Origin of the sequence: Pseudomonas batumici, from assembly GCF_000820515.1 — a bacterium.
GTDB classification, from domain to species: domain Bacteria; phylum Pseudomonadota; class Gammaproteobacteria; order Pseudomonadales; family Pseudomonadaceae; genus Aquipseudomonas; species Aquipseudomonas batumici.
In genome coordinates, this window is sequence record NZ_JXDG01000021.1 from 1 (window position 1) to 19,142 (window position 19,142).

The window sequence follows — 19,142 nt, forward strand, 5'->3', positions numbered from 1 at the left end:
AAGACCGACGCCAAGGTCAAGGAACTGATCCCGGACGACGCCCACCTGCACAACTGGCTGGACATGGCTCGCGAGCGCATCAGCTTCCAGGGTCTGCCGGCGCGGATCTGCTGGGTCGGCCTGGGCCTGCGCGCCAAGCTCGGCCTGGCGTTCAACGAAATGGTCCGTAGCGGCGAGCTGTCGGCGCCGATCGTGATCGGCCGCGACCACCTGGACTCCGGTTCCGTGTCCAGCCCGAACCGCGAAACCGAGTCGATGCAGGACGGTTCCGATGCCGTGTCCGACTGGCCACTGCTCAACGCCTTGCTCAACACCGCCAGCGGTGCGACCTGGGTCTCGCTGCACCACGGCGGCGGCGTCGGCATGGGCTTCTCCCAGCACTCGGGCATGGTGATTGTCTGTGACGGTACCGACGAGGCGGCCGAGCGGATTGCCCGCGTACTGCACAACGACCCGGCCACCGGGGTCATGCGTCACGCCGATGCCGGTTACCAGATCGCCATCGACTGCGCGAAGGAGCAAGGCCTGAACCTGCCGATGATCACCGGTTGATCGGTCGGCCAGGGGCACATGGAGAGGGGACAGCCGTCCGGGCTGAGTCCCTTATGGGTGCGAATTAACCGGCTGAACAGGCAGGTTGGCTTTTAGGGTTTTGTCCGGTGTGCACGGCAACCGTTGTGCACACCGGCAAAGGAGATTCGGCCTGAGCCGGATCAGTTCGCAACATTCCATTGATTAGGCAGGAAGTATCAAGATGTCGAAAAAATCAAGCTGGTTGGGTTCTGTAGCGCTCAGTGCACTGGTTCTGGCCTCGGCTTCGGCTGTGCAGGCCAAGGAATGGACCTCGGTGAATATTGCCACCGAGGGCGCCTATGAGCCCTGGAACCTGACGCTGCCAGGTGGAAAGATCGGCGGCTTCGAACCGGAACTGATGGATGTCATCTGCCCGCGCATGAAGCTCAAGTGCAACTTGGTCGTACAGAACTGGGACGGGATGATCGCCAGCCTCAATGCCGGTAAATTCGACGTGCTGATGGACGCCATCGTCATCAACGAAGAGCGCCAGAAGGTCATGGCCTTCTCGACACCTTACGCCCAGACACCAGCCAGCTTCGTCGCGCTGAAAACCGATCTGTTGCCGGGCAAGACCGGTGCCGAATCCGCCATCACCCTGGGGACCGATGCCAAGGAAGTACGTGCCGGCGTTGAAGAGCTGCGCAAGGCGCTCAAGGGCAAGACCATTGGTATCGCCTCCGGCACCATCTACACCACATTCATCGATCAGAACTTCAAGGATGTGGCGACCATTCGTGAGTACGGCAGCTCGGCCGAAGCCATTCTCGACCTGCTCGCCGGCCGCATCGACGTCGCGTTCGACGATGTGACCTTCTTCAACTCGGTAATGGACAAGCCTGAGAACAAACCGCTGGTCTTCACCGGCCCGGTCATCAAGGGCCCGATCTGGGGTGAAGGCGAAGCGCTGGGCTTCCGTCAGAAGGACCCGGAGCTCAAGGCCAAGTTCGACGCCGCTCTCAAGGAAGCCATGGCGGATGGCACGATCAAGAAATTGAGCGAAAAATGGTTCAAGGCAGACCTCACCCCTAAGCAGTGATTCTGGATGGCCCGGCACCCTGAAGGTTGCCGGGCCGTGTTAACCCTTTTCATAAGTGGGACCCTCTATGAACCTCTTGCAGCTACTCAGTTTCGGTGACTCAGGCTGGGGAATGGCGCTGCTCCAGGCAGCGGGCATGACCGTGGTATTGACCCTGGCAGCCCTGCTGGTGGGTGCGGTATTCGGCAGCCTGGTCGCGGCTGCCAAGCTCTCCCGTCGGCGCAGCCTGCGCTGGCTGGGGGACCTGTATTCGATCCTGTTCAGGGGCATCCCCGAGTTGCTGGTGATCTACCTGTTCTACTTTGGCGGAGCCAGTGTGGTGACGGCGGTCGGCCACTGGTTCGGCGGTGAAGGCTATATCGACGTACCGCCCTTCCTGGTCGGTGCCTTGGCGGTCGGGCTGATTTCCGGCTCCTATCAGGCGGAAGTCTACCGTGGCGCCTTTCTCGCGGTATCGCGGGGCGAACTGGAAGCCGGACTGGCCATCGGCATGAGCCGGGCCATGCGTTTCAAACGGATTCTGATTCCCCAGGTGCTGCGCTTCGCCTTGCCCGGGCTGGGCAATGTCTGGCAAATGAGCCTGAAAGACTCGGCACTGATTTCAGTCATCGGCCTGGTGGAATTGATGCGGGCCAGCCAGGTCGCGGCCGGGTCCACTCGTCAATATTTCACGTTCTATATCATCGGGGGCGCCGTGTACCTGATTCTCACCGGCCTGTCCGGTCGGCTTTTCAACATCGCCGAGGCTCGCGTGCGTCGCACGCGGCAACGCAGCCCAGTCTAGGTTCGAGGAGCGCCACCCATGATCGATTTTCCGTTCCTCGCTGACACCATGCTCAAGCTTCTGGCAGCGCTGCCCACAACGCTGACACTGTTTTTCAGTTCATTGGTGATCGGCCTTACCCTGTCGGTAGGCATTGTCAGCCTGCGGGTCAGCCGCTGGTGGTTTTTCAGCTATCCGGCGCGCTTCTACATCATGTTGTTTCGCGGTACGCCGCTGCTGATTCAAATGTTCCTGATCTACTACGGCCTGGGCCAGTTCCCGGCCATTCGCGACAGCTTCGCCTGGGTCCTGCTCAAGTCGCCCTACGGCTGCGCGGTGATTTCACTGGCCTTGTGCACCGCCGGCTACACCGCCGAAATCATTCGCGGCGGGCTGCTCAGCGTGCCACAGGGGCAGATCGAAGCGGGCAAGGCCGTCGGCATGTCGCCCTGGGAACTGCTGCTGCGGATCATTGCACCGGTCACCCTGCGCCAGGCCCTGCCGGCCTACTCCACCGAAGCGATTCTGCTGGTCAAGTCCACGGCGCTGGCCAGCCTGGTGACGGTCTGGGACGTCACCGGCGTCGCGCAACAGATCATCCAGCGCACCTATCGCACGATGGAAGTGTTCATTTGCGCGGCCCTGATCTATCTGGTGCTGAATTACCTGGTGGTCCGCGCCGTCGCCTGGCTCGAATATCGTCTCTCGCCGCACTTGCGCGAGCGGCCGGTCGACGTCATCAAAAAAGCCAGCCCTTCGCTGCCTACCCATTCCTGATTTGATACGGAGCATGCCATGAGCACTCAGCCCGCTTCAGCCTTGTCGCTGACCAATATTCAGAAGTCCTTCGGCAGCGCACACGTCCTCAAGGGTATTTCCCTGGACGCCCACAAGGGCGACGTGATCTCGATCCTCGGTGCCAGCGGATCGGGTAAAAGTACCTTCCTGCGTTGCATCAACCTGCTGGAAACACCCGATCAAGGCATCATCAGCGTCAACGGTGAAGTGATCGAAATGAAGCAGCATGCCGACGGCCGCCAGACCCCGAGCAACGCCCGCCAGGTCGAACGCATGCGCAGCTGCCTGGGCATGGTGTTCCAGAGTTTCAACCTGTGGTCGCACATGACTGTGCTGCAAAACGTCATCGAAGGCCCGATGCGGGTGCTCAAACGCTCCCGCGCCGAATGTGTCGAGGAAGCGGAAGCCCTGCTGCACAAGGTCGGCCTGTACGAGCGCCGCGATTATTACCCGGCCCACCTGTCCGGTGGTCAGCAGCAGCGCGTGGCGATCGCCCGCGCGCTGGCCATGAACCCCCAGGTGATGCTGTTCGACGAACCGACCTCGGCACTCGACCCAGAGCTGGTGGGCGAAGTGTTGCGCGTGATGCGCTCCCTGGCCGAGGAAGGCCGCACCATGCTGGTGGTCACCCACGAAATGGGCTTTGCCCGCCACGTGTCCAACCGGGTGGTGTTCATGCACGGCGGCCTGATCGATGTCCAGGGGACCCCGACCGAGCTGTTCGAGGGCTTGCCTACCGAGCGCTTCCGGCAGTTCGTCTCCAGCCATCACGAGAGAAGCGCCGAGTAAGCAAACCCGGCGAAGCCGACTCGCGGAAAAGACAACGGCCCCTGCTTCGGGGCCGTTGTCTTTTCTGCGCGGTCACTCCGCATAGGCGGTCAGTGCACGCCTGCATTCAGGTGGAATCCGGCAACAGTGTTTGTCCGGTGAGCCGCTATATCAGCGGGTGCCAAACACCTAGCATCGTCTCTACCCAAGGAGAAAGTCGAGAATCCCTCAACTGACTCACGAGGTAAAAAATCGGAAACCCGATATGCGCTTTACGATCATTTCGATCGCCAAGCCCCCCCAGACGATACGGTGAATATCATGAACTTCTCGAAAATGGCGCTGACTCTTGTTCTTGGCAGTGCAACTGCGCAGGCGTTTGCCGACGACAGTCATTCAACGGCAGCGACCAGCAAGATCGCCGTCGAAACCTACACGTACGAAGCGAAACCCGATATCGAAAAAGTCATTGCCATCACAGACGCCGCGGATCAATGCGCACCAACGCCCGTGCAAATGACCTATGAAGACTCCCACGGCCAACGCCACATCCTGCAATACGACGTGATGGGGACAGGCTGCTCTAACGGCTGAGTGCTCTTGTGGACGATGGAGGGTCGACACTCCTTCCCCGCAGCACCGGACACACTCAAAAAACCTTATCGCTTTTGTGAACCTGCAACTGCCTCATCGGATGCCAACAAGCGTGGCATCGCGTCTTTAAGAAACTCCACCCAGGTCTTTATCTTCGCATCGACGAATTTCCTGGAAGGGTAGATTGCAAACAGACTCAACGCCTCAAGGTGATAGTCTGGCAGTACCCGCACCAACGCTCCGCTCCTCAGCCCCTCGACGGCAGAAGCAATCGGTTGTATGCCAATCCCCATCCCGCTTCTTATCGCCACGGACATGCCGTCTGCGGTATTGATATGAAAGGGAGACAAGGGGGTATTGACGATCTCCATGCCTTCGGGCCCTTCAAATGTCCAGCTTTCCCCCGGCATGACGGTATTCACGATTCTCAAGCAATCATGTGCGCAAAGATCGCCCGGCACATTGGGGCGCCCGCGTTTTTCCAGGTAGGCTGGCGAGGCACAAAGAATGCTGTAGGTGCTACCGAGACGCTGAGCGACAAACCCTGAGTCGGGTAGATCCCGCGCCAGAACAATCGACATGTCATAGCCCTCCTCCAACAAATCCGGCAATCGATTGGTCAGTACCAGGTCAAACATGACCGAAGGGTGCGTCTCTCTATATTTGGCAATGGCCTGGATCACATAGTGATTGCCAATGGCCGACATGGCGTGAATCTTGAGCCGGCCGACCGGCATGACTTGAGCCGTACCGGCCTCGTCTTCCGCCTCACGCACCTCCTCGAGAATTTTTTCGTAGCGCTGCAGATAACGCAGGCCGGCTTCGGTCAATGCCAAGCGACGGGTCGTGCGGTTGATCAGCCGTGTCTGCAGCCTGGCCTCAAGGCTGGAGATGGCCTTGGAGACGTTGGCGGTGGTGGTGTCCAGTATCCCGGCCGCCGCCGTGAAGCTACCACTCTGCGCGACCACCATGAAAAAACGCATGGTCTGGAACACATCCATCATTTTCCCCTCGGCAATCCAGTCAAAAATTATAGGCCCGGCCTGAAGCGTTGCTCGCATGAAAAAGGGGCGGCCCTGGAAAAGGCCGCCCCTTGCGCATGGGTCACTTCTTGCGCGGAATAAACCCAGGCACCCCGGTTTCCACCACCGAATTGAAGCGTATCCGGGTCTGGATCTCCTCCCGAATTTCAGCCATGGCCCGGTGAGGCAAGGTAGAAATATCGAAGTTCTCCTGGATATGAGCCGGTGTCGCAGAAGTGGTCAGGAAAGCCGTCCCCCGCTGTACCGACCAGGCCAATGCGACTTGAGCCGGGGTCTTCTGCAAGCGCTGGGCGATGCCGGTAATCACCGGTTCCTCCAACACGTTCGGTTCCATGCCATGTCCGAGTGGCGCAAAGGCCAGGAGGATAATTCCATGCTGCTGGCAAAACTCGAGCAGTTCCCACTCAGGCAGGTAAGGGTGGGACTCGACCTGCACGACGGCCGGTTTTATCCGGGCCACAGCCACCAGCGCTTTCAACGCCTCCAACGTGATGTCCGACACGCCGATGGACTTGCATCGACCTTCATCCACAAGGCGCTCAAGCGCCCTCCACGTCTCGATCAAGGTCACGCCCGAGTCGTAGATGACTCGCCCCTGCTCGTCTCGCGGGTCCTGGTCATCGCCGGGTTGAAAGGCAAAGGGCGTATGGATCAGGTAGCAATCGATATAGTCGACTTGAAGACGTCGGCAGCTGGCTGCCAAAGCCGGTTCGACCCGCTCGGGACGATGGTTGGTATTCCACAGCTTGGTGGTGATGAACAGCTCTTCTCGTCGAACCTGGCCGGCCTGCAGTACTTCCTGCAGGGCAATGCCCACCTGTTCCTCGTTTCGATAGCGTTCCGCACAATCGAAATGACGAAACCCTGCCTCCAATGCAGCCTTGACCGCTTGGGTGGTCACCGACAGGTCTCGAAACAGTGTTCCAAAGCCCACCGCGGGCATCTCACCCGTTCCGTGAGCAAGAGGAAACCGGGTATCGCGAAGCGTATCGTAATAGGTCATGCCTTTACTCCATTGCCTGGGGCCACAACCGCAACCGCGCCGGTGACCGTTCATAAAATGTCGGGAGGCCGCGCTCAGCGAGAGGCCACTTTCTGCTCGAGAACACCCACAGAATTACCGCCGAGCGCCACGAACAAGCGCACCGTGTCGAGATACTGCGCGGTCTTCACGCGGATCTGTCCCAGCAACGCCTGCTCATAGGCGCGCTCCGCCTCCAGCACCTGCAGAATGCTGTTCTCGCCTTGCGCGTAGGCTTGCTGGTTCAAGCGCAAACTGGTTTCGGCAGCGCCCAATGCGTCTTGCTGCGCCTGGTTTTCCTGCGCGTCATGGTTGATCGCCTGCAGCGTGTCGGCGACCTGACCGAACGATTTGATGACGGTCTGCTGGTAGCCGGCGAACGACGCCTTGTAGCCATCAACGGCGGCCTGGCGTTCGGCCCTGAGGGTTCCGCCATCGAAGATCGGCCCCGCCAGGCCCGCGGCGAAGCCCCAGAGCGCGGCGCCGCCATTACCCGAAGCCGCCTGCGCCAGGGACGCGGAAAGCGACACGTGCGGATAAAGGTTCGCGGTCGCTACGCCAACGGCAGCACTGGCCATGTGCAAGTCCGCCTCCGCTTGCAGGATATCGGGCCGGTCATGGGCCATTTCAGAGGGCAAGCTGACCGGGACGTTGGCCGGCAATACGAATTCGGCCAGCGCGAAGTCAGGTGCAATCCAATCCGCCGGGCCTTTTCCCGCCAGGATCGACAGTGCATGGCGTGCCGAATCGCGTTGCTGGGCCAGTGGCGGCAATAGCGTGCGGTCCTGCGCCAAACGCGTCTCGGCCAGTGAAACATCGATCTGCGTGGTGCTGCCATTGAGGTGGGCCATGCGCACCAGCTCGAGATTCCTGGCGTCATTGGCCAGCAGTTTCTCGACGGCTTCCATCTGCGCGTTGGCAGAAGCGAGCAACAGCGCCTGGCTGGCAACATCGCCGGTCAGGGTCAGGTAGGCCGCCTCGTAGCGATGCTTCTGCAGATCGGCAAACGCCTCTTGCTGCTCGACCCGCCGCTTGTTACCGCCAAACGCATCGAGGTCGAAGTCGACCTGCGGCCCGACCGTGTAGAAATTGGCCACCGAAGGATCGGCGGCCACGTGTACCCGCTGGCGACCGGCCTGGGCGCCGAAACCGACCTGCGGATACAACGCCCCCTCCGCCGCCGCCACGGACGAAGCCGCTTGCCGCAGGGTGGCATCCGCCGCCACCAGCTCGAGATTGCCGTCGATTGCCCGACGGACAAGCTGGTCGAGCTTGGGTGAATGAAAGGCCGACCACCAGTCACCGTTGAGCTTCTTGCCCAGGTCGATGTGCTGCTCACCGGGCGGGTTGCCAGCCACGCCAAGACGCTGCTCGGCCTGTTGGTCATAGTGCTGCGACAGGCTGGCCGACGGCGCCTTGTAGTCAGGGCCGACAGCACAGGCGGCCAGGAAAAGAACCGCCGATACCGCACCGACCTTGGCGGGGAACAGGTGTCTGTTGAGGACGAATGCATTGGGTTTCATTTGCCAGACTCCACGAAAGCTAGTTGGTCGGAACGGGTTTGCGAAGAAAAATCACCAACGGACTCACCAGCAGCATCGCCCACATCAAAATCTTGAACTGGTCGATGATTGCGATAAGGGCCGCCTGGCCGGTGATCATTTCGTTGAGCCCGGCCAGTGCCGGCAAGGACATCGATGCCGTCACCGAGTGGGCCGCCGCGCGGTACGCGGTCAGGTGGCTGGCCAGCGCCAGGTGCATCGCTTGCGTGCTGTTGAAGAAGAACAGCTGCACCACCGCAACACCGAGCGTGCTGCCGTAGACACGGGTCAGATTGAAAAAGCCGGTGCCTTCCGGGCGCAGCTTCGGGTCCAGGGTGCTGAACGCCACTTTGCCCAGCGACGGCATCAACACACCGAGACCGGCGCCCTGGAGTGCGCCGGCAACCGCCACCGACCGCCAATCCATCAAGGGCGAATAGCCCAGCATCCGCCAGTTGGCATAAATCACCAGGGCTACGCCTGCCGCCACAAAAGCCCGGTGATCGAGCCCCTCGCGCACACGGCCCATCAGGATGAAGGCGCCGACCAGCCCTACACCCCGCGGTATCGTCAAACTGCCGGTCATGATCGGTGGAAAGCCGAGCAACTCATCCAGCATCGGCGACGTCAGCGCCATGGTCGACAGCAGCACGAAACCGAGGGCGAAGAAGATCAGCGTCGACAGCACGAAGTTGCGATCCTTGAGCAAGCCCTTGCTGACGAAATGCACCTTCGCGGTCAGCACATGCACCACGAACAGGTAGAGCCCCAGCGCACAGGCCAGCGCTTCCAGCCAGATCTCGGGCGAGGCAAACCAATCGAGGCGTTCACCACGGTCGAGCAGCATCTGCAACCCGATCATGCCCAGGGTGAAGGTGCCGAAGCCGAAGAAGTCGAACGGCGGGCTTTTCTCGGCCTTCTTCTCCTGAAGCAGGCGGTTCACCACGAGAAAGATGAAGGCCGAGAGCGGAAGGCTGATGTAGAAGATCGAGCGCCACCCGTAATACTCGCCAACCCAACCGCCGATACTCGGGCCACTGGCGATCCCCAGGAGCACGATGGCCGTCAACACCGCGCCAAATTTTCCTCGCCGCGCAGGCGCCAAGGTCTCCAGGGCAATGCCCATCGAGAGCGGTGCCAGCACCCCACTCGCGGCGCCCTGGACAATACGCGCACCGACGAACGCCAGCGGCGTCGTTGCCAGCGTAGTGAGCAGCAGGCCGAGGACGAAGATGGCGATTGCCGCTTGATACACCACCTTCAAGCCATGGCGCCCGGCAAGCCACTGCGCGATAGGCAGGGTGATCGCGCTCGCCGCCAGGTATGAGGTGAACACCCAACCTGCCTGGTCATCGCTCATCGACAAGGCGCCCTGAATAAACCTGAGTACCGCGTTCGGCAAAGGCAGGTTCGCCGACTGCATATAGGTCGCGAGCAGAGCGGCGAGCCTCAACGTGCGCGTCCCCCCTCCCCCGGCACTTCCCGCTGGCTTGGCGTTCATTGGTCAGAACCTGCGGTCAGCAGCGCCTTGAGCGGGTGCCACCAGGGCGCGCGATAACCGGTATCGACCTTGACCGTGGCGCTGGTGCCGGAGAACAGCGGCAGGTGCGGATCGACTTCATCGAGTTCGAGGCGAACCGGTACCCGCTGCACCACCTTGACCCAGTTGCCGGTGGCATTTTCAGGCGGCAGCAGGGCGAAGTCCGAACCGGCGCCCGGGCTCATGCTCGTGACGTGGGCCTTGAACAGGTGATCAGGGTAGGTATCGATGCTGATGGTCGCTGCCTGGCCTGGACGCATATGGGTCACCTCCGTTTCACGGAAGTTGGCCTCGACCCAGGTCCGTCGATCGGCGATCAAGGCAAAGGCCGGCGCACCGTTGCTGACGTAGTTGCCCACCTGCAAATCGTCGACCTTGGCCACGATGCCGTCGTCCGGCGCATACACCGTCGCGTACGAAAGATAGAGCTGCGCCTCGTCGAGCTGAGCCTTGGCCTCACGGATCGCCGGGTGGCTGTCGACTTCGATGTCCGGGTTACCGTTCAACGCAACTACGGTGCTGGCCATCTGTTGTTCAATCGAGGCGACGTGTTGCCGGGCCACTTTGAGGTCGGTGTCCGCACGCTCGTAAGCCGAGCGCGAGACGAACTCGGTCGCCACCAGCGCCTGCTTGCGGGCCAACTCCTTCTGGTCGAAGCCGGCCGACTCCTTGGCCGATTGCAGTTCAGCCTGTTGCTGCCGGTAGCTGGCCTTGAGCCCCTGGATACGCAGCCGCGCCACGCTCAGTTGGGCTTCGGCCCGGTTGACCGCGATCTGGAACGGCTCCGGGTTGATCCGAAACAACACCTGGCCCTTGCGCACCGGCTGATTGTCCTCGACCGCGATTTCCACGACCTGCCCGGAAACGCGAGCGTTGATCGAGGCTTTCGCCACCCGGGCGTAGGCGTTATCGGTCGAAACATAGGGTTCGCCCGCCAGATAGCGTGCATACCCGACCACCGCGAAGAGCGCCGGGACACCCACCATCAGCAGGGGCCGTACTCGCTCCTTGAAGGGTTTGCGGATCCGCACGCCGGCCGGGTTCGGCCCTGGGTGCTCGAAAGTCTGCGAAGCGGGAATGTCGAACGGTTGAGTCATGATCGAAGGCACCTTTAAACCGGGAATCGAGTCCGCAGAAACGGACCTGCGGCCTTGAGATCGATAGTTGCTATGAGAAAGCAGTCCATGCGCGGTTGAGAGGATCGCTCCACCGCACCTGTTTCATCGCAGCACCACCCGGTTCGAGCTCCGCCACAACAAACCTGAAATCCAGGAACTTCTGGTTCCTTAATTTTGTGCGATGGTGTAAGAATATCCCCACACCGGCTTTCACTCAAGGATTTTTGTACAACATGGCACAAAATAAAATCAGCGAGGGCAAAGGCCGCGGCCGGCCCCGCGCGTATGACCCGCAGACAGCGTTGCAGCAAGCCCTTGGGGTGTTCTGGAGCACCGGGTACTCCGGCGCATCCCTGGACAGCATCGCCACTGCCGCGGGCATGAACCGTCCCAGTCTCTACGCGGCGTTCGGCGACAAGCACGCGCTCTATATCAAGGCGTTCGAGGAGTACTGGGCGCAGGCCTCGGCTGCCGTGCACGAGGCGCTGATGGACAGCAAGCTGACCTTGCGCGAGGCACTGATGGGTTTCTACGAGGGGCAGTTGTCGATCTACTTCTCGGGCGACGGTCAGCCCCGCGGCTGCTTTGCGATCGGCACCGCCACCACCGAGGCGGTCGAGGATCCTGAAATACGCGACATCCTTGCCGATCGCCTCGACCGGCTCGACGCCGATCTCGAAACGCGTTTGCGAGCAGCCGTCGACTCCGGAGAATTGAATGGCGATGCCGACCCGGAAGCCCTCGCGGTGCTCGCCTCCTCCCTGCTGCATAGCCTTTCGATACGGGCGCGGGCGGGCAAATCCCGGGCTGAACTGACGGAACTGGCACGCCAGGCGGTCAAGGTGATCTGCGGGTGAAATCGAATGGATCGCCCGGCACCTGCCGGGATGATGAGGTGTGCGGTGGCTGAAGGACTCGACGATATTCTTGCTGAACAGCTTGCGGTGATTTTCTGCGGCATCAACCCGGGGCTGATGGCTGCTGCCCAGGGGCATCACTTCGCGGGCAGAAACAATCGCTTCTGGCGCACCTTGCATCTCGCCGGCTTTACGCCGGAGGAAGTCCGCCCGGAAAATGATCGGACGATCCTGCAACATGGCTGTGGATTGACGGCCGTGGTTGAACGGCCGACGGCGCGGGCCGATCAGCTGTCTGCAAATGAATTCATTGCTGCCACCGCGACCTTCGAGCAAAAGATCGCGCGCTATGCACCACGCTACGTGGCATTTCTCGGCAAGGCCGCGTATTGCGGGTTATCCGGCCAACGAGAAGTCGCCTGGGGGCTTCAGTCAAAAACCTTTGGCAATGCCGCGGTATGGATCCTGCCCAACCCCAGTGGGCGCAACCGTGCATTCAGTCTTGATCAACTGGTTGTCGCGTACCGCCAGCTCCATTTGGCCGCAGGCGAAGCGCAGTCGCGTTTCAAGCACCCCTCGGTCCTGGAGAACGCCCGCCCCTGATTTCTCGATAGCCTGCGCTATTTATCCAATCGCTCCCGCACACCTCAGAAATACAAACTTTTACATTCTTCATACAGAACCATACACCGAAGTGCGGGAAAGTATCGCACGCCCCCTATTCATGCCTGATTGCTGCTCCGAAGCAATCTCATAGAATAAAACCTGCACTTCGTGGTGATGACTATCAAACCTTTTAGCCGACTGGATTCCGGTCAGAGTCTGTGCGCTCTATCACTAGTGCTAATTTTGCTTACCGGTTGCTCGGTAGCCCCGTTGCCTCAGCTGAAACCTCCGACACCCGACGCTTGGCGCAATGCGCCGCCCAGTGTTTTGCCTCTACATCCGGAACTGAATAAATGGTGGCAGGCATTCGGCGACCCGGAGCTGGACGCGCTGATTGAGCGGGCATTACAAAATAATCTGGACGTTGCCCAGGCAGTGGAGCGATTACGTGCAACAAGGCTGCTGAGTCAACATGCCCAGGACCCGTATCTGCCTTCGCTGGGTATCCGGACCAAGGACGCCGTAAGCCCTGACACCAGTACTTCTTACTTCCTGATAGGTTTCGACGCTCAATGGGAACTTCCATTGTTTGGTGCGAAACAAAGTGCCGATCGCCTCGCCCTGGGAAACGAGGAACGGATGAAAGCCGACCTGCGCTTGGCACAGGTATCGTTGGTTGCAGAAGTCAGTCGACGCTGGATCGAGCTGCGCTCGGCGCAACAGATGGAAAGTTTCCTGGGCGATATCCAAGAGGCCCAGCATGAAAAACTGAGGCTGTTGCTTGTTCGCGAACGACTCAAGCTGGCGGCACCCTCCGAGATCGCAGGCGCCCAGGCTGAGCTGGCTCAGGCGCAGATGGCTCTGACCGAGCCGCGACAGGCGATAAACAGCAATGCGCAACAGCTGGCCGTCCTGTTGGGCCAGAACGCGCCGGACCCTCGATGGCTGCGTCCAAGACCGCAACTGAAACTCGGCCAATGGCAACTGAACAGTGTTCCGGCCGACTTGTTGCGTACGCGCCCGGAAATTGCCGGCGCCGAGGCAGAGGTGATCCGGGCTGCGGGAGATCTCGGCATGAGCCGGGCCGATATTTACCCTCACATCAGTCTGGGTAGCTCACTGCAGTGGTCGCTGAACATTGCGAGCAATCGCAAACACGCCCGTAGCGGCGATAGCATCTTCTCGTATGGACCGGGGATCAGTATCCCCTTGTTCGACTGGGGCCAACGCCTGGCCAATGCAGAAGCCAAAAATCACCAGCTGCAAGCGGCGGTCCTGGCCTATCGGCAGGCCGTATTGCAGGGCGTAGCCGAAGCCGAAACAGCCCTGGGAGACCTGGAGCAATTGCGCCTGCGCGAGCAATCCTCCCTGGAGGCTTGCGCTGCCGCTCAAACCCGCCTGGATGCGTTACAGCAGCGAGCACGACTGGGGCTGCTGAGCCAGCTGGAGCTGGAGAATGTCCAGATTGAAAAGCACCGTGCCCTGCTGCAGGTCGCCCGTGCCAGTGCCGATCGTAATATTGCCTACGTCGCCTTATACAAAGCACTCGGGGGCGCGCCGTTGCCGACCGAAACCATGAAGGAAACCCACTGATGGTCGCGCTCGCCCGCCAAACACTGCTTTATGAGTGGCGCCGCTTCCTGCCCGCGATGATTGCCGTCGGCTTTGCCGGTTTGCTGCAACTGCTCCAGGCGGCACTGGTACTCGGTATCTTCGGCAGCGCCAGCGTTTATATCACCGGCTCCTCGGCCGACCTTTGGGTCGGTTATCCCGGTACGCAAAGCGTCAATCTCGGCCGGTCGATTGATAGCGGTGTGGAGATGCGCTTGCGCATGGATCCGGATGTGCTTCGGGTGGAACCTTTCCGCTGGGTGGATGCCGACTGGCGCGGCGCACGCGACACCGGTGGCGTGTCCGTATTTGTCTCCGGTATCGATGCCAGCCCCCAATGCCTGATGTTTGAGCACGTACTGCCTGCCGAACTACGCGCGCGCTTGAACGAGGCGGACGCGGTCATCGTTGATCGAGCCGATCTCGACAGCCTGGGTGTCAGCATAGGTGATACAGCGGCTATCAACGGTCGTCGCGTGCGCGTGGTAGGCGTCACCAATGGGCTACGGGCGCTGGGCGGCGTGAACGTCGTGACCTCATTGTCGACGGCTCGCCAACTCGATACCTCCGCAACCATTGGCGATCGTATTACCTATCTGGTGGCCAAGGTACGCGACCCTGACCAGGCGGATGCGGTTGCCGCCCGCCTGCGCGACGCCACGGCGTTCGGCAGCTACGACGTGTGGACCGCGCAAAGTTTCGCCCACCGCTCGCAGATGTATTGGATGTTCGATACCGGTGCCGGTGCCGGCGTACTGTTCCTGGCCGCCATCGTGTTCCTGGTCGGTGCCGTGATCACCAGTCAGACACTGGTTGCCGCCGTCATCGGCTCGATCCGCGAATACGCGACATTGAACGCACTTGGCGTAGGCGTAGGCGCCTTGCGCAGAGTCGTGATGGAGCAGGCGTTCTGGGTCGGAGCCCTGGGCCTGCTGGGCAGCAGCCTTGTGGCTTGCGTTCTGTTTGCCCTTGCCGGGCGCTACAACGTACCGGTGGCGCTCTCCCCTGTCGTGGCCATCGCTTGCCTGGCCCTGAGCATGGGATTGGTGGTGGTATCCGGTCTTGCCGCCATCCGTACATTACGCCACGCCGACCCGGCGAGCCTGTTGAGATAAAGAGAGATCATGTCAAACCCACCATCGGCAACACCGATCTCGCTTCAGGCCAGGGGCATCAGCAAATCGTTTACCTCGGGGCGCGTCGTCAGCACCGTACTGCACAACATCACACTGGACATACGGCCCGGCGAGTTGACCCTGATATCGGGGCCTTCCGGCTGCGGGAAAAGCACCTTGCTTGCCATTCTCAGCGGTTTGCAAGCACCCGACCAAGGCGGCGTTACGGCATTGGGTCAAAATCTGGAGGGGCTCGATGCACGGGCGCTGGAACGCTTCCGCCTGCAGCACACGGGATTCGTCTTCCAGGGATTCAATCTGTTTCCGGCCTTGACCGCACTGCAGCAGGTCGAACTGCCCCTGAGCTACCTCGGACTGACCGCAAAGGATGCGCAAAGGCGTGCCATACAGGCGCTGGAAGAGGTCGGCCTGGGTCCGCGCATGCGACTGCGCCCGGCCGAGCTGTCCGGTGGCGAAAAGCAGCGCGTGGCCATTGCCCGCGCGGTGGCAAAAGAGCCTGAGTTGCTGTTTGCCGACGAACCGACCAGCGCCCTGGACGCCGCCAACGGCCAGATCGTCATCGATATCTTGCACAGAATTGCGCGCACGCACGGCACGACCGTGCTGTGTGTCAGCCACGACCCTCGCCTGGTCAGTCATGTCGACCGTGTCTTGAGCATAGAGGACGGCCGCATCCTGAACGACCATACCCCGCCCCCCCGACCGGCCAATGCTGCCGGTATCAAGGAACATCTCGCATGAACTCGCGTTCGTTTTGCTCATGGCTCGTTGTGCTGACCGCTACCTCGTTGCTGACAGGCTGCCCCCGTGACGACGCACCTTCAAAGGCCATTTCCGCCACCTCGACACCTGTGGCGGTTGCACGCGGTCGTATCGATGTTGAAGGGGGCTTGCTCAAGCTTGGCATGGCCCGCGAAGGCGTGGTGACCGATATCAAGGTGCGCGAAGGCGACCACGTCCGCAAAGGTCAGTTGCTCGCCTCGCTGGACAGCGATCTGGCAAGCCTGGCAGTGAGTGCGGCGCAGACCGAGCAACAACAGGTCCAGGTTCAAGCGAAGCAGCTGGAGAGACGAATCAAGTTTACCGAGCTGAAAGCCAAGCGACTGGCCGATGCCGCGGCGGCGGGTGCAGGCGACAGCCAGAGTGCCGATGAGGCTCGCGAAGCCGCGCAACAATTGCGCGACGAAATTGAAAATAATCGCACGGACGCCGCAGTAGCGGCACGAAAGCTCACTGCCGCGCGCTATGAACTGGCGCAACGCAGCCTGCATGCCCCTATCGACGCCGAGGTGGTCCGTCGCCTGATCCAACCTGGTGCCACCGCGTCACCACAATCGGGGCCAACCTTCGTGCTGTTGCCGGACGAAGCGCGCATCGTGCGGGCCGAGTTGAACGAGTCTTTTACTGGCGCGGTACTCCCCGGAATGAAAGCCGAGATCACGGACGACAGCGGCAGCGGTCTACCGCCGCTGTCCGCCCATGTGCTGCGCATCAGTAGCGTATTGGGTAGCAGCACGCTCGAAGAGGATCCGCTGATACGTGCCAATATGCGCACAGTCGAATGCGTATTGGCTTTCGACCAGCCACCGCCACCGTCGCTACGCGTAGGGCAGCGCATGCTGGTGCGTTTCGGGTCCTGATCATCCTAATTTCTCGATAGCCCGCGCGACTTATCAAATTGCTCCCACACCCCCGGGATGGCCTAATCAGCGCTTTATCGACCAAGGCTCACCCATGGAAAATGTTCGAGCTTCAAGCACACACGCCGCCTGGCTGATGGTCAGTGTGGTGTTGGTTGCCCTCAACCTGAGGCCTTCCATGGCCGCTGTCGGGCCCCTGCTATCGGCGATTCGTGGGGATATCCCCTTGAGTTTCAGCGCCGCCTCGTTGCTGACCATGCTGCCGGTCATGGCGATGGGCCTGGCGATGTTCCTCGGGATGCGCATCGCCCTGCGCTTCGGCGAGCACCGCACCATCGTCCTGTCCTTGCTGGTCATCGGCCTGGCGACGGCTTCGCGGCTGTACCTGGACAGCACCGTCGGGCTAATCCTGAGCGCGGTCCTGGCGGGACTCGGCATCGCCCTGATCCAGGCGGTGATGCCGGCGCTGATCAAGTCACGCTTCGGCAACAACGTGTCGCTGTTCATGGGGCTCTACGTCACCTCGATCATGGGCGGCGCGGCGGTCGCGGCGTCGTTCTCGCCGTTCGTCCTGGCACAGACCGGGAACTGGCGGATCAGCCTGGCCATCTGGGCGCTGCTGGCGCTGGTGGCCCTGGTCATCTGGTTCGCCCAGCGCTCGACGGTCCCGCCCTTGCCGGAGGCACCGACGGGCAGCCGCCAGGAGTCGTTCGTCGGTAACTCACGGGCCTGGTTGCTGGCGGTCTTCTTCGGCCTCGGCACGGCCTCCTATACCTGTGTGCTGGCCTGGCTGGCACCCTATTACGTGGAAAAAGGCTGGAGCGAACAGAGCGCGGGTCTGCTGCTGGGCCTGCTGACCGCCATGGAGGTCGTGTCCGGGCTGGTCACCCCGGCGATCGCCAATCGCAGCCAGGACAAACGCCGAGTGCTGGCGGTGTTGCTGGCCCTGATCATCGCCGGTTTCTGCGGACTGATCCTCAGCCCGGAACGCTTTACCCTGCTGTGGCCGTGCCTGCTGGGCCTGGGGATCGGCGGGTTGTTCCCGATGAGCCTGATCGTCTCCCTCGATCACCTGGACAACCCGCGCCGTGCCGGTGGCCTGACCGCCTTCGTACAAGGTATCGGCTACCTGATCGCCGGGCTCTCACCGCTGATTGCCGGGGTGATTCGCGACCAGTTGGGCAGCTTCGAGTGGGCCTGGTGGTCACTGGCCGCGGTGATGGCGGTGATGATCGTGATGGTCCTGCGCTTCGACCCGAAGCATTATGCACGGCATATCCAATAGTCGTCGCGGGTCCTTATATATTGAGGCGGTCCCCCAGAGGTCATTTAAAAAATAAATGTCATCCACTAATATACAAATAGGCGGCTTTCTATAAACATGAACAAACGTAGCGCTTATGGATTTTTATCGAGACGGATTTTATGCTCAATAGCAATTTGCTCAGAAAACTGGACATGCAGGACCTGATGGTATTCGTCGCAATCTATGAGCAAAGCAGCGTTACCGAGGCCTCCGAAACCCTTTGTGTCAGCCAGTCCACCGTGAGCTACTGCCTGAAAAAGCTGCGCACCAGCTTCGAGGATGAGCTGTTCATCAACACCCGCAACGCCATGTGGCCAACCAGCAAGGCCACCAGCATGTACAGCCATGTGACCCACATCATAAATAGCATCAACCTGTGTCATTCCGAAGCAAAAGCATTTGACCCGACTCAAAAAGAGATCACTTTCAATATCTGCGCCCCTGAATATTTCGAACTACTGATTCTCCCCAACCTGTTGAAGGGCTTTATCAAGGACAACCTCCCCATCATCGTAAACACGCATAAATTCCACAAAGATGTTCCCGTCGAAAAACTGGTGGATGGTCGTATTGACCTGGTTATTTGTGCCGGCCCTAACTTTCATCAAGACGCCAAGGGTTTCAAATCAAAAATATTGCTGGATGACGACCTGGTCTGTGTCGTCGACAAGCGCTTCACGCCGCCCGATAACAAGTTCAATCTGGAAACCTTTGTTGCGCGCCAGCATATTTTCCCCACGCCTTGGACGTCAGATACCAATATGGTGGATGGCTGGCTCGGCAAACAGGGTTATACCCGGCAGATTGTCGCCCGTACCAACAGTTATGTGGCGGCCCTCAAGATGATCAACGGGACCGACCTGGTGCTCACCTTGCCCCGGCGCATCCAGCGATTGATTGGCGACGAGACCCGGTTCGTCTCTTGTAAAGCGCCGGCGGGCTTGCCCAGTTTCACAATAGACATGCTATGGGACAGGAACGCCGGACAAAACAGTGCCAATACCTGGCTGCGCGAGCAGATTGCCAAGGTCTGCGCCTAGGTGTTCAGTCCCCGGCGCTGGCCGAAAAACACCAGGCAACCCCACTGAACCAGGCGATATGAGCCCGGCAGCAGACCTATACTAGTCTTTACGAATCGGCCCATTCGATGCGACAGGCAATTGCGTTTGGTCCAGGGGGTGGCGCGTC

General features: G+C 60.6%; 18 protein-coding genes and 1 pseudogene. 14 read left to right on the forward strand and 5 right to left on the reverse strand.

The features are described 5' to 3' along the window. From UCMB321_RS09750 to UCMB321_RS09775, 6 genes and pseudogenes are all read left to right on the forward strand, one after another. A pseudogene (locus UCMB321_RS09750) lies at positions 1-552 on the forward strand (urocanate hydratase); the annotation flags it as partial. A gap of 295 nt (positions 553-847) precedes the next feature. Then, positions 848-1,612 carry a transporter substrate-binding domain-containing protein gene (locus UCMB321_RS09755; RefSeq protein ID WP_209437152.1) on the forward strand — a complete coding sequence of 255 codons (765 nt, stop codon included), beginning with the start codon at positions 848-850 and terminating at the stop codon, positions 1,610-1,612. 67 nt (positions 1,613-1,679) lie between these two features. Further along, the gene (locus UCMB321_RS09760; RefSeq protein WP_040065879.1) at positions 1,680-2,396 is read left to right on the forward strand and encodes an ABC transporter permease; all 717 of its coding nucleotides are present in this window, start codon (positions 1,680-1,682) and stop codon (positions 2,394-2,396) included. 18 nt (positions 2,397-2,414) lie between these two features. After that, complete coding sequence (locus UCMB321_RS09765; RefSeq protein ID WP_040065882.1) at positions 2,415-3,152, forward strand: ABC transporter permease; 738 nt, start codon at positions 2,415-2,417, stop codon at positions 3,150-3,152. Positions 3,153-3,170: 18 nt separating this feature from the next. Then, the gene (locus UCMB321_RS09770) at positions 3,171-3,962 is read left to right on the forward strand and encodes an ABC transporter ATP-binding protein (protein ID WP_040065884.1); all 792 of its coding nucleotides are present in this window, start codon (positions 3,171-3,173) and stop codon (positions 3,960-3,962) included. A 300-nt stretch (positions 3,963-4,262) separates the two neighbouring features. Beyond that, the gene (locus tag UCMB321_RS09775; RefSeq protein ID WP_040065886.1) at positions 4,263-4,535 is read left to right on the forward strand and encodes a DUF2790 domain-containing protein; all 273 of its coding nucleotides are present in this window, start codon (positions 4,263-4,265) and stop codon (positions 4,533-4,535) included. Positions 4,536-4,600: 65 nt separating this feature from the next. Here the strand turns inward: UCMB321_RS09775 and UCMB321_RS09780 are convergent, their stop codons facing one another. From UCMB321_RS09780 to UCMB321_RS09800, 5 genes are all read right to left on the reverse strand, one after another. Further along, on the reverse strand, positions 4,601-5,536 hold the full coding sequence (locus UCMB321_RS09780) for a LysR family transcriptional regulator (protein WP_040066080.1): 936 nt from the start codon (positions 5,534-5,536) through the stop codon (positions 4,601-4,603). A gap of 103 nt (positions 5,537-5,639) precedes the next feature. Then, positions 5,640-6,581 carry an aldo/keto reductase gene (locus UCMB321_RS09785; protein WP_040065889.1) on the reverse strand — a complete coding sequence of 314 codons (942 nt, stop codon included), beginning with the start codon at positions 6,579-6,581 and terminating at the stop codon, positions 5,640-5,642. A 74-nt stretch (positions 6,582-6,655) separates the two neighbouring features. Beyond that, the gene (locus UCMB321_RS09790; protein ID WP_040065891.1) at positions 6,656-8,122 is read right to left on the reverse strand and encodes an efflux transporter outer membrane subunit; all 1,467 of its coding nucleotides are present in this window, start codon (positions 8,120-8,122) and stop codon (positions 6,656-6,658) included. 19 nt (positions 8,123-8,141) lie between these two features. Next, positions 8,142-9,641, reverse strand: coding sequence for an MFS transporter (locus tag UCMB321_RS09795; RefSeq protein WP_040065893.1), 1,500 nt, complete (start codon positions 9,639-9,641; stop codon positions 8,142-8,144). Continuing rightward, complete coding sequence (locus tag UCMB321_RS09800) at positions 9,638-10,777, reverse strand: HlyD family secretion protein (protein WP_040065896.1); 1,140 nt, start codon at positions 10,775-10,777, stop codon at positions 9,638-9,640. The genes UCMB321_RS09795 and UCMB321_RS09800 overlap by 4 nt, the downstream gene beginning before the upstream one ends. Before the next feature lie 254 nt (positions 10,778-11,031). Between UCMB321_RS09800 and UCMB321_RS09805 the strand changes: the two genes are divergently transcribed. The 8 genes from UCMB321_RS09805 to UCMB321_RS09840 all read left to right on the forward strand — a co-directional run bounded on the left by UCMB321_RS09805 (position 11,032) and on the right by UCMB321_RS09840 (position 18,994). Next, on the forward strand, positions 11,032-11,655 hold the full coding sequence (locus tag UCMB321_RS09805; protein WP_040065898.1) for a TetR/AcrR family transcriptional regulator: 624 nt from the start codon (positions 11,032-11,034) through the stop codon (positions 11,653-11,655). Positions 11,656-11,700: 45 nt separating this feature from the next. Next, the gene (gene mug, locus UCMB321_RS09810; RefSeq protein ID WP_052451122.1) at positions 11,701-12,258 is read left to right on the forward strand and encodes a G/U mismatch-specific DNA glycosylase; all 558 of its coding nucleotides are present in this window, start codon (positions 11,701-11,703) and stop codon (positions 12,256-12,258) included. Positions 12,259-12,435: 177 nt separating this feature from the next. Further along, the gene (locus UCMB321_RS09815) at positions 12,436-13,854 is read left to right on the forward strand and encodes an efflux transporter outer membrane subunit (protein ID WP_052451118.1); all 1,419 of its coding nucleotides are present in this window, start codon (positions 12,436-12,438) and stop codon (positions 13,852-13,854) included. Beyond that, positions 13,854-14,987 carry an ABC transporter permease gene (locus tag UCMB321_RS09820; protein ID WP_040065902.1) on the forward strand — a complete coding sequence of 378 codons (1,134 nt, stop codon included), beginning with the start codon at positions 13,854-13,856 and terminating at the stop codon, positions 14,985-14,987. The genes UCMB321_RS09815 and UCMB321_RS09820 overlap by 1 nt, the downstream gene beginning before the upstream one ends. Positions 14,988-14,996: 9 nt before the next feature. Further along, on the forward strand, positions 14,997-15,749 hold the full coding sequence (locus UCMB321_RS09825) for an ABC transporter ATP-binding protein (RefSeq protein WP_040065904.1): 753 nt from the start codon (positions 14,997-14,999) through the stop codon (positions 15,747-15,749). Beyond that, positions 15,746-16,648 carry an HlyD family secretion protein gene (locus UCMB321_RS09830; RefSeq protein WP_040065906.1) on the forward strand — a complete coding sequence of 301 codons (903 nt, stop codon included), beginning with the start codon at positions 15,746-15,748 and terminating at the stop codon, positions 16,646-16,648. Before UCMB321_RS09825 ends, UCMB321_RS09830 begins: the two co-directional genes overlap by 4 nt. Positions 16,649-16,742: 94 nt before the next feature. Beyond that, positions 16,743-17,933, forward strand: a complete 1,191-nt coding sequence (locus UCMB321_RS09835) for a cyanate transporter (protein WP_040065908.1) — start codon at positions 16,743-16,745, stop codon at positions 17,931-17,933. Positions 17,934-18,073: 140 nt separating this feature from the next. Beyond that, positions 18,074-18,994 carry a LysR family transcriptional regulator gene (locus UCMB321_RS09840; protein WP_040065910.1) on the forward strand — a complete coding sequence of 307 codons (921 nt, stop codon included), beginning with the start codon at positions 18,074-18,076 and terminating at the stop codon, positions 18,992-18,994. Positions 18,995-19,142 lie beyond the last annotated feature (148 nt).